This is a genomic window from Asticcacaulis sp. AC402 (assembly GCF_000495835.1).
In the GTDB taxonomy this organism is placed as follows: domain Bacteria; phylum Pseudomonadota; class Alphaproteobacteria; order Caulobacterales; family Caulobacteraceae; genus Asticcacaulis.
Genome location: NZ_AWGC01000025.1, coordinates 1 through 14,276 on the forward strand (window position 1 = coordinate 1; position 14,276 = coordinate 14,276).

Annotated in this window: 12 protein-coding genes; 6 read left to right on the forward strand and 6 right to left on the reverse strand. The window is 59.9% G+C overall.

Going from position 1 to position 14,276, the window contains the following annotated elements; all coding sequences use genetic code 11:
- Positions 1-228 precede the first annotated feature (228 nt).
- The gene (locus tag ABAC402_RS34415; RefSeq protein ID WP_023450402.1) at positions 229-1,848 is read right to left on the reverse strand and encodes a hypothetical protein; all 1,620 of its coding nucleotides are present in this window, start codon (positions 1,846-1,848) and stop codon (positions 229-231) included.
- A 287-nt stretch (positions 1,849-2,135) separates the two neighbouring features.
- Here ABAC402_RS34415 and ABAC402_RS34420 point away from each other — a divergent pair, with 287 nt between their 5' ends.
- Genes ABAC402_RS34420 through ABAC402_RS34435 form a run of 4 tightly spaced genes read left to right on the forward strand, consistent with a single transcriptional unit; the run spans position 2,136 to position 6,852 of the window.
- Complete coding sequence (locus ABAC402_RS34420; RefSeq protein WP_023450403.1) at positions 2,136-3,650, forward strand: undecaprenyl-phosphate glucose phosphotransferase; 1,515 nt, start codon at positions 2,136-2,138, stop codon at positions 3,648-3,650.
- 31 nt (positions 3,651-3,681) lie between these two features.
- Positions 3,682-5,127: a lipopolysaccharide biosynthesis protein gene (locus ABAC402_RS34425; protein ID WP_023450404.1), complete on the forward strand. Its 1,446-nt coding sequence runs from the start codon at positions 3,682-3,684 to the stop codon at positions 5,125-5,127.
- Positions 5,124-6,059 carry a glycosyltransferase family 2 protein gene (locus ABAC402_RS34430; protein ID WP_023450405.1) on the forward strand — a complete coding sequence of 312 codons (936 nt, stop codon included), beginning with the start codon at positions 5,124-5,126 and terminating at the stop codon, positions 6,057-6,059. The genes ABAC402_RS34425 and ABAC402_RS34430 overlap by 4 nt, the downstream gene beginning before the upstream one ends.
- Position 6,060: 1 nt before the next feature.
- On the forward strand, positions 6,061-6,852 hold the full coding sequence (locus ABAC402_RS34435) for a polysaccharide deacetylase family protein (RefSeq protein WP_023450406.1): 792 nt from the start codon (positions 6,061-6,063) through the stop codon (positions 6,850-6,852).
- Positions 6,853-7,315: 463 nt separating this feature from the next.
- On the opposite strand, the gene ABAC402_RS34440 is transcribed toward ABAC402_RS34435, so the two are convergent.
- The 3 genes from ABAC402_RS34440 to ABAC402_RS34450 all read right to left on the reverse strand — a co-directional run bounded on the left by ABAC402_RS34440 (position 7,316) and on the right by ABAC402_RS34450 (position 10,972).
- A complete protein-coding gene (locus tag ABAC402_RS34440) occupies positions 7,316-8,572 on the reverse strand; it encodes an O-antigen ligase (RefSeq protein ID WP_023450407.1) in 1,257 nt (418 codons plus the stop codon).
- A 6-nt stretch (positions 8,573-8,578) separates the two neighbouring features.
- Entirely contained in the window at positions 8,579-9,256 is a 678-nt protein-coding gene (locus tag ABAC402_RS34445) for a transcriptional regulator (protein ID WP_235079979.1), read from the reverse strand.
- Positions 9,257-9,376: 120 nt separating this feature from the next.
- Positions 9,377-10,972, reverse strand: coding sequence for a Wzz/FepE/Etk N-terminal domain-containing protein (locus ABAC402_RS34450; RefSeq protein WP_023450409.1), 1,596 nt, complete (start codon positions 10,970-10,972; stop codon positions 9,377-9,379).
- Positions 10,973-11,153: 181 nt separating this feature from the next.
- Between ABAC402_RS34450 and ABAC402_RS34455 the strand changes: the two genes are divergently transcribed.
- Together ABAC402_RS34455 and ABAC402_RS34460 are read left to right on the forward strand one after the other, a co-directional pair.
- Complete coding sequence (locus ABAC402_RS34455) at positions 11,154-11,867, forward strand: polysaccharide biosynthesis/export family protein (RefSeq protein ID WP_031235801.1); 714 nt, start codon at positions 11,154-11,156, stop codon at positions 11,865-11,867.
- Between the two features lie 169 nt (positions 11,868-12,036).
- Positions 12,037-12,459 (forward strand): hypothetical protein, encoded by a 423-nt coding sequence (locus ABAC402_RS34460; RefSeq protein ID WP_155847429.1) that lies wholly within the window; start codon positions 12,037-12,039, stop codon positions 12,457-12,459.
- Positions 12,460-12,606: 147 nt separating this feature from the next.
- Here the strand turns inward: ABAC402_RS34460 and ABAC402_RS34465 are convergent, their stop codons facing one another.
- Positions 12,607-13,290, reverse strand: coding sequence for a transposase (locus ABAC402_RS34465; protein WP_023450412.1), 684 nt, complete (start codon positions 13,288-13,290; stop codon positions 12,607-12,609).
- A gap of 561 nt (positions 13,291-13,851) precedes the next feature.
- On the reverse strand, positions 13,852-14,276 hold a 425-nt coding region (locus ABAC402_RS0120520), incomplete at its 5' end, for a hypothetical protein (RefSeq protein ID WP_031235803.1).

A 14,276-nucleotide genomic window follows, 5' to 3' on the forward strand; every position in this document is an offset into this window, starting at 1 on the left:
CGGAGACGATGGGGATCGAACGAGGTTAAGTTCGGCTCGACACGCCGCGATTTCGGATAAGCCCAGCGGAGCCACTGCCCCGTCATACGTTTGTTATACGTTGACCGCAGATAGCGCGGATGTGTTTTGATGGCATCAAAACCCCGCTCTGAGCTTTTGTTTTGTCGCGCAATTTATCCGAAAACGGGAACGCCCGTGCGGTGGCGTCACACTTTATCGGATTGCGCTCTAGCGCTTGACCCAGTCTTCACGCTTCAAAATCATACGCTTGTCATTGCGCACCTGCTCCGCAAGCAGGAACGGCAGATTGGCACTGTGAAATCTGTCCCAGTTGATCACACCCAGATTGTCGCGGATCAGCAACAAAGGCGTATTCCATTCCTTGGCAGACTGACGGCTGATACTGCGGATGTACCCTGCCGCCAGCCAAAAGACGACAAGCCCGCAAACAATATGCAGCGCATCTGCCGTGACCGTGTAGGCATCCGACGTCAGGTAGGTCCAGACACCGCCCATTTGCGTACGCCAGTCTTCACGCGTGAACGAGACGGACACCTGGTCAACAACGGAGGCGACCGTCACCACTTGCGACAGGTCGGCGCCCTGCTGCGTTTGCCCCACGAGAGATTTAAGCCATTGCCAGGCCGGTACAACCAGCTTTTGGTAAACTTCGGTCAGGTTCATGGACTGCGCGTGCGTTCCCTGAAAGACAAGGCCGGCCGCCGCAAACACTAAAAAGAGATAGCTTGCCCGCCTCATAACGTTATTGCTGACGACGGCGAACAGACGGTAGAAATGGTGGGTTCGTCGAATGAGCCACATCTGGAGCTGGGTGAAGGTTTCAATACTTTCCATCCGTCTGCCCAGCCAGTACATCAACAGGGTCCAGCGATAGGCCTGGACGGGCCATTTTTCGCCGTCATCGCTGTTGCGTATCTGCTGGGCGCCGGCAGCGGTGGAATCCTTGCCCAGTCGTGCCGACATGGTCGTGATCAGGTTTCTTAAATTCTTGGTTCGCAAGGCGGCTTCGGTATTCAGCGTCTTGCAGGATTCCGACTGCGAATTCTTGTAGCGTTCGAATTCGGTTTCCGACAGAAAGCGGTATGGAAACTTGCCGACCCAGTACAGACCAGCGGAGCTTGCGATCAGAATAGTTCCGGTCAGTATACTGGCACCAAGTTTTGCCCAGCCCGGTTCCAAAGCTGACAGAACGGATTCCAGCCCGCGCACCAAGCCGGAGTAACCAAGCAGCATTGCCAGGGCAAGCACCACAGGCGGGAGGGAAAACAGCAACTGAAACAGGCGCTTCTTGAAGATGTAACGGGCCAGGTTTTCACGAAACATCTGGCGAAAGGCCGTAAGAAGATCGCGCAGATCGCCGTCACCAGGCTCCCCGACCACCCGCCCGCCGGGAAACCGTTCTTCCAGATTCATGCGCACGATGGTGTAGTAACGCCTGGGCAGCGAAATATCCGTCAGATTTTTTATGCTCTTCGCCCAGCGCTGATTGGCAGAATAGATGATCTTTTCGATCCAGTTCAACCGATAGGTCGGCTTTTCCTGCGGACCTTCGTCATACGGAAAAACCTCGAGCGGATGACGAAAATCAGCTGACATGCGTGTCTGCAAATCTTCCCACTGGGCGTCATTCTGGAGAATTCGCTCGTAGTCCGTCTCTTCGAGGGTCCGCAGGCTGACATTCTTGAATTTGAAGTAGCCGCTCGCATCGGCGTTTTCGATATAGGCCGGAAGCCAGGAAATGCGGCGATCGACTTTGCGGCCAGACGTCTTCGCCGCCGCCTCGGCTGTGGACGCAGCTTTCGCGTCCGGCTTCCCCTTTTTCGCCATGACCTGCCCCCACCGAACCTGACCGACTTCAGGTCTTGAGATTATGCTTAATGGCCGTCTATTGCAAGGCGAATAACCCGACCGCCCCTCGCAAGGCTTTCGGTGCAAGGGTGTGAAACCAAGGTCGCGCCAGGTGCCGGGCGCGTTGCCGCGTCAATCCAAGGCCTGCCAAAGCGGCCCTTTTCTTGCAAAACGCCGCTCGGCCACAGAATTTTGTGCCAAATTAACTGAAGCCTAAGCCCGATCACCTATCGTGAACCCCTACGACAGAAAGCTCGCTTAAGGTCATGAACGCCCTCTCGCCGCGCCTACACACCAAGGCCACCGCCACAGACGCCGAGTTTTTCGATCCGCGCGAGCGCCGGGGCCCTTTCCGTCCGGAAAAGCTGGTCTCGCGGCGCGAACGCAAAAGCGGCGACATGTTCGTCCGGCTTTTCCGGACCGTAGACGCCCTGGCCTTGTTTTTCTTTGGTTTGGTAACCGCCCTGCCGGTCGCGCCCAAGGGCCTGCTGGCGGCGCCCCTGGGCGATAGCCTGCCCTTCCTGCTGGTCACCGCCATGACCTTCTACACCCTGCACGCCTGCGGGCTGTACCGCTTCGGCCGCAACGAGCACCTGATCAAGCATATGGCCAAGCTGTTCTGCGTCCTGGCGCTCGCCCTTGTCTGCGGTATCTGGTTAGCCGGGTCTGCACCAAATCAGGACAATGTCGTCTCGGCCCTGCGCTTCTGGTTTGCCGCCACCCTGTCGTTTTTCGTCACCCTGCACATGTTGTGGTGGAGTCTTGTCGACCGCTGGCGCCGTCAGGGCAAGCTGACACCCAATGTGGTCATCGTCGGCGCCACCCGCCATGCCCAGAAGCTGATCGAAGCGGCCATCGACAGCCGCGATGTCAATGTTCTTGGCGTATTTGATGACCGCCTGGCGCGCAACCCGTTCGCCGTCTCGGGTGTGCCCGTGCTGGGCGACGTCCAGTCACTGCTGGCGCACAAGATCACGCCCTATGTCGACCAGATCGTCGTCGCGATCGACACCTCGGCCAAGGCGAGGGTTAAGGACATCATCGAAAAGCTGCGCTCGCTGCCCAACGAAGTGTCGCTACTGGTCGATGTTGAAACGGACACCGATCGCAAGGCCGCCCTGTCTCGCCTCGCCGACATGCCGCTGACGCGCGTCTCCGGCATCTCGGAAGACGACCGCAAGGAACTGCTGAAACGGATCGAAGACCTGGTCATTGGCATCACGGCCCTGGTTGTGTTTTCGCCAGTGATGGTCGCCGTTGCCATTGCCATCAAGTTGGACAGCAAGGGCCCGATCTTTTTCCGCCAGCGCCGTCATGGCTTCAACAACGAAGCCATTATGGTGTGGAAGTTCCGCTCCATGTACACCGACATGACCGACCACACCGCATCCCAGCAGGTCACCCGCGGCGATGTCCGCGTCACCCGTGTCGGCCGCTTCATACGCAAGACCAGCCTCGACGAACTGCCGCAACTGTTCAATGTCCTGGCCGGCGAGATGTCGCTGGTCGGGCCCCGCCCCCATGCCATCGGCATGAAGACCGGCCCGGACGAGAGCGCACGCCTGGTCGCCGAATACGCCTGGCGTCACCGCATGAAGCCCGGCATGACGGGCTGGGCGGCCATCAAGGGATCGCGCGGCGCTCTCGACAGCGCCGACGATGTCCGCCGCCGCATTGCGCTGGACGTCGAATATATCGAACGCCACTCCTTGTGGTTCGACCTCTACATCATGGCCATGACCATCCCTTGCTTGTTGGGCGACGCCAAAACGGTACGCTAACCAGACTTATCAACAGGAGCGCAGAAAGCGCATGTATGTCAAAGGGTTGTTGGGATATCTTCCGGCAAATATCCTCCAGGGCCTGGTCGGTTTCGCCAGCCTGACGGTCTTTACGCGCCTGTTGTCACCGGAAGATTACGGCCACTATGCCCTGGCGCTGGGCATCACCACCCTGGCCCAGACCCTGTTCTTCACCTGGATCGAAGCGGCCATGGCGCGTTTCTATCCCGCCGAGGCCCGCGACGACATTCAGGCGCCTGCGCTTTACGGTACACTGTACCGACTGGTCATTGCGGTCTTCATCGGCTTCGCCGCCCTGAGCGCGCTGGGCCTGTGGCTGTGGCCCGGAAACGGGCCTTTCAAGATGGCCATCGGAATTTCGCTGGGCTGCGTCATCTTCCGCACCCTGGTCAAGATGGTCCAGGAACAGCGCAAGTCCGAAGGCCGCGTCGGCGCCGCCTCTATGATCGACATGGTCCAGACAGCCGGTGGCTTTGCTCTGGGCGCCTTGTGCGCCTGGCAGGGCCTGGGCGGCGCCGCGCCGATCCTGGGTGGCGGCATTATTGCCCTGGCCACCCTGCCGTTTATCGTGCGCGAAGACTGGGGCCGCGCCGCCAGGGGCCCGTTCGACGCTGCCCGCGCCAAGGCCTATCTACAATATGGCCTGCCGGTCTCGGCTTCGCTGATCCTGACGCTAGGCCTGTATACGGTTGATCGCTTCCTCATTGCCCACTATCTCAATGCTGCCGAGGCCGGCGCCTACCATGCCGGCTTCTCACTGGCCTCGCGCATCCTGGATGTTCTGTTTATCTGGTTTGGCGCCGCTGGCGGACCGGCCATGGTCCACGCCCTCGAAACCGGTGGGGTGTCCGGCCTGCGCGACAATGCCCGTCAACAGTTGAGGCTGATGGCCTTTGTCCTGTTTCCCGCCGTCGCCGGACTGATCATGGTCGCGCCGGAACTGAGCACGCTGCTCATCGGTGAAGCCCTGCGCGCCGAAGCGCTCAGCGTCACGCCGCTGATTGCCATCGGCGCCGTACTGTCGGGTCTGAACACCTACTACTTCCTGCAGGCCTTCACCCTGGCCAAGAAAACCCGCCTGCTGGTCATCGCGATGGCGGTGCCGGCAGTCAGCAATATTGCCCTCAATGTCATTCTGATCCAGACCATGGGGCTGGTCGGCGCGGCCTGGGCCTCGGCCCTGTCGTTCGGTCTCGGCATAGCCGCGTCGTGGTTGCTGGGGCGCAAGGCCCTGCCCTTGCCCGTCCCGATGCTGGATCTGGCCAAGACCGCCGCCTGCGCCGGTATCATGATGGCCGTCCTGTTTGTCTTGCCGCGCACCGGTGCCGGCATCGCCGATCTCATCATCCGCGCGGTCACCGGCGTTGCGATCTACGGCGCCCTGGCCTGGCTTCTGAACCTGAACACTGTCCGCGACATCGTAACTCAACGATTGATGAAAAGGGCCGCCGCATGAGCCGCTTCGTATCGCTCCGCAATGCCGCCCACACCGAAGCGGCCCCCAAACTATCGGTGCTGATCCCCTTCTACAAGGAGTCACCGCTGGCTTTGTTGCGCGCGCTACAGACGCGCGATCCGCATGAGGTCGAGATTGTACTGATCGACGACGGCTCGCAGATGGACGATATCACGGCCGAGGTCGCCGCTTTCATCGAGGCCTCGCCGATCGCCTGTGAACTGATCACCCTGGACCAGAACGAAGGCCGGGCACGCGGTCGCAACCGGCTGACGACGGCGGCGCGCGGCGTCTATTTCCTGTTCCTAGATGCCGACATGTTGCCCGATGAAACACCAGGAAGGCCTGGGGGGTTTCTCGACCGATGGCTGGACGCAACGGTTGATCGGCCAGCCGTAATCTTCGGTGGCTTCACCCTGCTTCAGGCCCCGCACCTGCCGCGCACAGCCATTCACCGGCAGATGGCCGCCAAGAGCGATTGCCTCGATGCCGCCACGCGGTCCCTGCAACCGGAAAAGTACGTTTTCACGTCGAACCTGTTGATCCGGCGCGACGTTTTCGAAAGCGAAGGCTTCGATCCGACCTTCACCGGCTGGGGCTGGGAAGATACCGAATGGGGCATGCGTGTCGCGGCGCGCTATGGCGTCGGCCATATCGACAACACGGCCACCCATATGGGGCTGGACGGCGCCGACACCCTGGCGCGCAAGTACGAGCAGTCGGTAGCCAACTTCGCCAGGGTCATCGCCAAGCACCCGCAGGTGGTCGCCACCTACCCCAGTTACCGCGCGGCACGGCTGTTGAAACGCGTCCCCGGTGTGGGCCTGCTGCGCCCCCTGCTCAAGGCCTTCGCCCTGTCGCCGGCGCCGGTGCGCCTGCGTGCCTTTGCGCTACGTCTCTACCGTGCCGCCCTCTATGCCCAGGTCGTGTGATATGTCCGAGCCCAAGCCCTATTCCGCCGATCGTTCCCTGTACGGCAAGCTGCGCCGGCGTCTGGCGCGACTCAGCCACACCCGGCCGATTGGCATGCCGCGTATCTCACGCCCGATGCTGACCATGTCTTTCGACGACGCTCCGGCGTCTTCGGCGCGCAACGGGGCGGTGATCCTGAAAAGTCACGGCGTGACCGGGACCTGGTTCATCTCGGCCGGTCTGCTGGGTCAGGACAGCCATATGGGCCCTATGACCACGGGTGATGATATCCGGGCACTTTACGCCGCCGGTTTTGAGATCGGCTGCCATACCTACGGCCATCTCGACTGCGGCCGGGCGATGCGCGAGGACATCGATGCTGCCATCGAGGAGAACCAGATCGTCCTGCGCAATCTTGGCATCCCTGTGCCGCGGACCTTTGCCTATCCCTACGGCGATGTCTCGCCGCAGGCCAAGGCGGTGGTCGACAAGCGCTACCTGGCCTCACGCGCCCTGCATCATGGCCTGATCCTGCCGGGCACGGATCTGAACCAGGCACCCGCCGTGGGCATCGAAGGTGATGAGGGTGAGCGGGTAGCCATGGCGTGGCTTGAGAAGGCTGCTCGGACGCCGCAGAGCTGGCTGGTGCTCTATACGCATGATGTCCGCAAGGCCCCATCTCCGTACGGCTGTACCCCGGAGGTGTTGAACCGGATTGTGGCCAAGGGGGTTGAGTTAGGGTTCGACTTTGTGAGCTTTGCCGGCGGCGCAGAACGCGCCCTTATGGCAGCGCCAGCATCCGAGGCGGCGTAAGCAAGAGTTTGAACCCAAACGGCACGAACAAGGCACGAAATTCAGGATTTACCAGCACCGACCGCGTAGCGGCATTCAAAACTGACGTGAGTCCACTGATTACACAGATTACACAGATTAGATCGGAGCTTTAATCTGTGTAATCTGTGTAATCTGTGGACCTCTTAAGGACCTTGCCGCCGCACGGCGCCGCCAGAATACGCTCAAATACCAACCCTCGATGACCTTAACTCATCGCGGGTTGGCAAGCGCGCCAGTTTACGTTTCTGGGGCGCCCGAGCTTTTGCGAGGAGCCATGGGGGGCGCCTAGTCCGGCGTTTGAGCTGAAAAAATGCGAATACCAAGCGTCATTCTTTATGAGGCTTGGTATAAGTTTTTGCTTTGTGGCGCAATTTCTCTCAAACGTAGTGCCCACCTTATCGGACTGCGCTCTTGTTCATCCCGTCCGTGGTCAAGACCTGTCTTAAAACCGGGCGTCGCTATCCTCGTCGGTGGGCAAGGATACCTTGACCAGCACAATCACAAACAGGCACCAGCGCAGGTCGTTCCAGTTCAAGGCCATGCTCTCGGTCAGGCTCGACAGGGTGTAGATACCCAGGAACGGCAAGGCGAACAGGCTGGCATCGCCGCGATAGGTCCGATACAGCGCCTTGAGCCATATCTCGACAAAGACCAGCCCCCAGATCACCATGCCAACCAGGCCGAGACCCAGCCACACCTCGTACCAGCACGAATGGGCGTGGTAGGCGCGGAAACCGGCCACCTGGGTGATCTTGGCCAGGGGCGCAAACTCGCTCTCATCCGTCCACACGGCCGCATAGCCGTAACCCAGCCATTGCCGCTTCTCCATAACGTGGGCAATACCTTCCCAGATAAAGGTCCGCCCGGTCAGGGTCGGGTCCTTGCCCAGCACCAGGAATATCTGGTCCGGAAAGAACAGAACAAACGCGCCCAACAGCAGCAGGACCGTGACAGCCAGCCAGATCAGCACGATCCCCAGGATCGGTCCGCGCCGCGACAGGAAGACAAAGGCGATGCCGCCGATACCGAGGACCACCGAGACCAGCGCCGTCTTCGACGTCGACATCACCACCAGCCCGACCATAGCCACCGCCACCGCCCACCACAGCCAGCGCCGTGACGGGTTCAGCAGAGCGGCCGTTGCCGCGGCGATGAAGCCCAGAGCCATATTGGCACCGAGATTGTTCTTTTCGATCCATACCCCGCGCCAGGCCCCGGGAAACAGTTCCTGCATGACGCCAAGCTGTGGGAAAAGGATAGCCAGAACGATCGAAGCCAGCGCCATGACCGCAAAGGCAATAGCCAGGACCTCGCTGAGACGATGCCATGAGAACCGGGTCGCCAGGGCGTAGGCACATAGCACGGTCATACCCAAGGCGATAAAACGGCGCAAGGTATCGCCGGGATTGTTAGACCAAACGTATGACAGCGCGCATAAAACGAGCAAAATCAGGAGTAAAGGCGTACGCCATCCGGCGTCCAACATCCGTTTCCAGCTTAGGAAGGCAACGATGACGCCGGCGAGGTAAAAGGGATAGTAGAAGAAACGGATCAGGGCGCCGGAACTGGCCTGGTCGGTCGAATAGCCGAACAGAGGGGCCTGCCAGGCCTGGGAAAAGGCCAGGAGGACGCCGATGGCGCAGAGCAAAGACAGCCAGGCGCCGCGCCAGTCTTCGATGAAGTCGTTGAGGGCGCGCATGACGCGCTACAAGGCCGCAAACCGGCCCATGGGCCGCCGGGCTAATCGCGGCGAGCGGGCGCGATTATAGACAAAACCCATCAGATTGCCGCCGACCTGTTCAATATCGCTCTTCAGATCGATGCGCGCCTGGATGTCGCCCTCATCCTCGCTCAACACCAGGATAACGCCGTCCATCTGCGGCGCCAGTTGCAGCGCTGCCGCCGACCGGTCCAAAGCCGGGACGTCGACGATGATGGTCTGGGCATGTTGGCGCAAGGCGGTCCAATAGCTCGACTGGTCGTTCAGCTTGGGGCGCTGGCCCGGACTCAGGTTGCGCACACGGAAACGCGTTACCCACAGCCGGTTGTCGAGGAACGGCCGGGCCACCAGGTATTTGTGATCCGGGATGTCCTGGCCAGCGGCGTCGCGCGCCGGCGGCGCCAGGCGAAAAAAGGCGGAGCCGTCGGGCGAAGCGCCGGCCAGGTTGCCCGGGGGGCCGAACCGGCCAGCGTCCTCGGTCACGGCCTGCATCTGCGAGGGCTGGGCCAGATCGGCGTCGATCAGCCACACCGGGCGCTTGGCAAAGGCGGCTTCGCAACGGGCATATTCGCGCGCAACCGTCGACACGCCCTCGCCCGAAAAGGCAGAGACGAACATAAAGGCACGTCCGGCACGGGTCTGCGGCCGACCGAGTGCCGACATGAGATCCGCCATTTCCTTTGTTAAATCAACCATATGCCCGAATTCAAACACGACCCGAGTTGGATACACGAATCGCAATTGCCACTGTCGCAGAGAGCCCTGACCGGATCAAGCGAGGCCTCATGCGGCACGCACCGGGCGGTCCTCAGCGTGACTGCCCGTTTTGACGCCGGCGGTCGCCAGGACCGGAAGGTCCAGGGCCCGCGACGCCATGTCGGCATTGACAAAGCCCTTGCGTGTCACCACCCGCAGACCGCCGACGCACAGGGCCGTAAACCCGGCGAACAGAAAGGACATGATCAGGATAATCTTCTTGAAGCTCTTTGGCTTGTCCGGCAGCGATGCCTTTTCGACAACACGGACGGCATCGCTTCCGCCCTTGGACATTTCGCGCTGGGCCTCGTTTTCCTGAATACGTTCGTTGAAGGTGCTGACCTTTTTCTGCAGGGTATCGCGGTCAATGACCAGGCTGTTGTACTGGCCCTCCAGGCCCTGAAGCGACAGCAATCGGGCTGTGACATCGTCGGACTGGCCCTGAAGCAGGCGGCGCCGGCCGTCCAGCGAGGCAATTTCGGATTCGAGGTTCAGCTTTTGCGTTGTCAGGTCCTGGTAGATCGGATTGACGCCGACGCGGTGAGCCTGTTCGCCAACCCCCTGGCCACCGGCCATCATCGCCTCATAGCCGGCGATTTCGGCATCGACATCGCGCACCGGCTGAGCCGACGCCAGGTAGCGGGTCAGCAACTCCTGGCGCTTTTGTTTCAGCGTGAAGATCTTGTTGGGGACGCTGAGGTCGAGGTCGCGCTCGACGCTCATTTCAGGCGTAAGGCCGGCCAGGCTGCGGTTCACGCCGGCCAGTCTGGCGCGCCCCTCGGCCAGCCTGGCGTCGACGGTGAACAGTTCGGTGGTGATCTGCTGCGACAGAGTGGCGTAGGTCGCTTTTGCGGTAACGAAATCGCCGACTCCGCTCTGTGCCAGAAAGGTCTGATAGGCGGTGTCAGCCTCGATCAGGCGCTGATCGAAGGCTTGCTTCTGCTGCTCCAGGGCCGGGCCGATCGATTCGGTCAGAACCTGCTGGCGGTAGATCTGGTATTCGTCGATCAGGGTGTTGAGGATCAGCGCCGCCGCCATGGCGTCGGCATGTTTGAAGGTGAGGCGCACCACCTTGTTCTGGGGCGCGGTCGAGGTGGCGAAACCGCCCTGCAGCACCTTGAGCGCCGCGGCCTCGGCTTGTGCGGACTGGGCCGGGGTCTTCGGGTTCCACAGGGCCGGGGTTTCGGGCAGGACCGTCTTCAGGCCGACCTTGGCGATGACGCGTTTTTTCAACTCGGTCGAGTTGAGGATTTCGACTTCGGACTGGACGACTTCGTCGGTGGTCGAGATGGCCCCCTTGGCGGTGTCGTTGACCAGGGGATCATAGACATAGTCCTTGGTAAGCTGCATCAGCAGGCTGGCACTGGCGGTGTAGCTGCTCGGCATGGACAGGGCGACAGCGGCTCCGATGCCGAAAATGACGGCGAAGATGATGGCCATCAGCCAGATCTCGCGCACCAGCATCCGCAGGATGTCGTCCATCCCCAGTTGCAGGCGTGCGGCCGTGGGTTTTGCGGCCGTCTGCGTCATCCCTCTGTCCTGGCCCTTCCCCTGATCGCGGGCGTTGCGGCGCAAAGGCACAACCGTCGCCTCTTCGTCATCCCACGTGTCCTGAGGGTGCATGGATTCTCTCGTTACTGACCAGTGGTTTTGTTGGCCCAGGCATTTGCCCTGGCATTTTGGAGTCTTAACAAAACCAAACCTTAACAACCTTACGGAAAAGACCGTTAACGAAGGTTTACGATTTGCCATGGTAGCGAAGAGCCGCTCAATTTTCGCTCACGACTCAGGTATGCTTTCCGGCATGATCACCCGCAGAACGCTTTTAGCTGGAGCAACCCTGGCCGGCCTGGCTCCGGCGGCCGTGGTGCGCGCCGGCGAACGCATGCCCCGGGCGCACGATATCCCGTTCGCGACCTGGACAGACGACGAACCGCTTTATCTCTTCTATCCGGGTGACAAGCTGGAGATCGTCGTCCCGTCGGCCCCTGAGTTGAACCGCCAGACCCAGATCGGTCCCGACGGCCGCATCACCCTGGCCTTGATCGGCCAGGTCATGGCCGCCTATCGCAGCGTGCCGGACCTGCAGCAGGCGATCGCGGCCCGGTATGCCCAGATCCTGCGCGACCCGACGATTTTCGTCTATCCGGGGGACATTGTGCCGATGCGCGTGCTGGTCGGCGGCGAGGTCAACAACCCGGGCTGGGTCGAGATGATGGCCGACATGGATGCCTTGCAGGCCACCCTGGCGGCAGGCGGCTTTACCCGCGGCGCCAAGCGCGACAAGGTCATGCTGATCCGGCGGGGCCCCAGTGGCGGCGCCATGCGGCGGGTGATTGATCTCAAGACACCTTTGCAAGGCAAAGCGGGCGACCTCGTTGCGTTGCGGCGGTTTGACATTCTGTTTGTACCGCGTACCGGCATTGCCGAGGCAGGCGTGTTCATGGAACAGTGGGTCAATAACCTGATCCCCGGTGGCGTGCTGAACTACTTCATGTATCAGACCTTCAGCAACTGATACGGCCTCAGGCGAAGCGCGATTGCCGCCGTTTCCAGCGGCGCGCCTTATGACTCGCGGATCTGGACGTGGTTGCGCCCAAGTCCGGTCGCAGCCCCTGCGCAATGCCCCTCTTGCCGACATTCCCGGCCGCATGGTAATCAAAGACCAGGGTTTTGGGAGATGGCGCGTGCAACTGTCGACGCTTTACGGTCTTGTCGGGATTGGTGGATTGATGTTGCTGTCAGGTGTTCACTGGATTCGGGATCAGTCCATGGCGCTTGAGCCCATCGGCGCATATCTCGTTGGGGTGGCACCAAACTTTGCGGCGGCGATCGCCATTTGTTTTGTTGTGCTGAGCATCTGGGCCAGTCAGAGGCGCCACACCACCGTCGAGTCGATGAGGAACCGATTTCTGGCCTGCGCTGCGCTCAGCGGGTTTGGACTGATTGGCTGGGAACTGTTTCAACGGACGAGCCGAAGATTGGTGTTTGACCTCCACGACATGCTCGCGACGCTCATCGGTATTGGCACGGCGGCGCTCATTTTTTTCATCGTGACCCCGAAAACGACAGAAAGAAACGACATCGAAGGGCAGGACGCAGCCCGATAGGGCGCATGACGAGTGCTCGCAGCGATATTCAAGCCTGACGCTTCGCGCCAAAGATTCAAAATTTACGGCGACATGATCGCCTGTTGCACTCGATTTTGGAACGCGCGCTTATCTATCAAATAAAGGGGTCAGAGACAATTACGGACCTTACAACAGCCGCGCCTGATGATCCACCTTGACCTCTTCCTCCTGTTTCTTGCGCGGCCTTCCCCTCACCGGCCGCTCGACCCGACGTCCAAGCGCGGCTTCGATCTGCCGGCGGAACCGATCGCTGCCCGCGACCCAGCCGCGTTGGGCGGAATCGCGCAGAAGCGTGATTATCTCCTCGGCTAGCCCCTCGTCAAATAGCGCCCTGTACCGCGCCTGACGCGCATCTTGCGTCGCGCCAAGCTCGGAATAGACCTGATGCGGAGTGATCAGCGAATTTGCAAATCCATGCCCATTCGCGCCAAAACTTGACCAGGGATAGTCGGTTGCTTGCGCCACCATGTGCGCGCGCACCGGATTGGCTTCGATATAGTGATAGCAGGCCATGACGTAGTCTTCAGCATCGACGATTGTCGATTTGAACCGGCCTTCCCACAGCGTACCGGTCCGGCCGTAGCTGCGATTGATGTAACCAACATAGCGACGCCCCAACGACTGCATAAGCTGACCGACAGCGTCGTCCTGCCCCGGCGTGAGAAGCAGGTGAACATGGTTGGTCATCAGGACATAGGCGTGCAGAGCGCAACCATAACGGGCTAGCCCATCCCTGAGGTCGGCCAGAGACATTTTCCGGTCCGCGTCACAGAAGAATATGGCCTGTTTGTTGTTGCCGCGCTGGATCACATGGTGAGCCTCCCCGGCAAGCGTCAGGCGCGGCGCACGCGGCCATTAAAGGCCATTGTAGATCAGACCCAGTCGTCGCCCGAATCTCAATTTCCGCTGCTCTGATGTTCAAAAACTGTCGCTGACCCTTAAATTTCTTTCTTCTTCGCGTCTTCGCGTCTTCGCGTGAAATTTTGCGACAGTTCGAACAGCATGTGGCGGTAGATAAAGACCGTCAAGAGGTCTCACGCGAAGGCGCGAAGGCGCGAAAGGAATGCGACCACACCGGCGCAGCTATTCCGCCAGCAGGTCTCCTGGTCGCCAGCTTCCAGGAAAATGGCTTCGCGACGATTGCCGCGTTACGTCACGTGGTGCGGAACACCCGGAACCGTTACCCGTACTCGCCTGGCCATGACACCTCCTTCACAAACCAAATTAGGATAGTGCGACAGCACATAATTTATGCACATGATATCATGTCACCATATTTTTCACCATCTGATACTTGTTAGCTAAAAACAAGTCAGACCCAGGCTCCGATGACGCATCCAATGAACATGATAGAAGTTTTTGGTTTAGTTGCTACGGCTTTTGGCGCCTCTTTAAAGGAATATTCCATGCTACGGCACCGATCAAAAAAACAACGGCACCGGCACCAAAAATCATCAGTCTAGTATCGTTCTGATCTGACGTCATATATAGAAAGCCATTACCTTTTTGCGAAAAAACATAGGGATAATGTGAACTCTTTTCAATAACCCATTGCTTATGTATTTCGTCAACGACCAATCCATACCAAATGAATAGTCCAACAAGAACAGCAGACGTAAAAATCCTGATAAACACTATTAAATAGCGCCATAACGACATGAATATCTCCCGAATTTTATCCGCAACTAGCAGGGCAAAATCTTCCAGATGTATTTCGGCAAACTTGCTCTTGATTAGGCTTCCGCATGGAAAAGGTAAAAGGGCGCCGTCCTGAAGAAAACAAAGGGGTCGGAGTC

Coding starts and splice junctions, on each gene's coding strand:
- ABAC402_RS34415 (WP_023450402.1), bottom strand. CDS start 1,848: ATGGCGAAAAAGGGGAAGCCGGACGCGAAAGCTGCGTCCACAGCCGAG.
- ABAC402_RS34420 (WP_023450403.1), top strand. CDS start 2,136: ATGAACGCCCTCTCGCCGCGCCTACACACCAAGGCCACCGCCACAGAC.
- ABAC402_RS34425 (WP_023450404.1), top strand. CDS start 3,682: ATGTATGTCAAAGGGTTGTTGGGATATCTTCCGGCAAATATCCTCCAG.
- ABAC402_RS34430 (WP_023450405.1), top strand. CDS start 5,124: ATGAGCCGCTTCGTATCGCTCCGCAATGCCGCCCACACCGAAGCGGCC.
- ABAC402_RS34435 (WP_023450406.1), top strand. CDS start 6,061: ATGTCCGAGCCCAAGCCCTATTCCGCCGATCGTTCCCTGTACGGCAAG.
- ABAC402_RS34440 (WP_023450407.1), bottom strand. CDS start 8,572: ATGCGCGCCCTCAACGACTTCATCGAAGACTGGCGCGGCGCCTGGCTG.
- ABAC402_RS34445 (WP_235079979.1), bottom strand. CDS start 9,256: ATGTCGGCACTCGGTCGGCCGCAGACCCGTGCCGGACGTGCCTTTATG.
- ABAC402_RS34450 (WP_023450409.1), bottom strand. CDS start 10,972: ATGCACCCTCAGGACACGTGGGATGACGAAGAGGCGACGGTTGTGCCT.
- ABAC402_RS34455 (WP_031235801.1), top strand. CDS start 11,154: ATGATCACCCGCAGAACGCTTTTAGCTGGAGCAACCCTGGCCGGCCTG.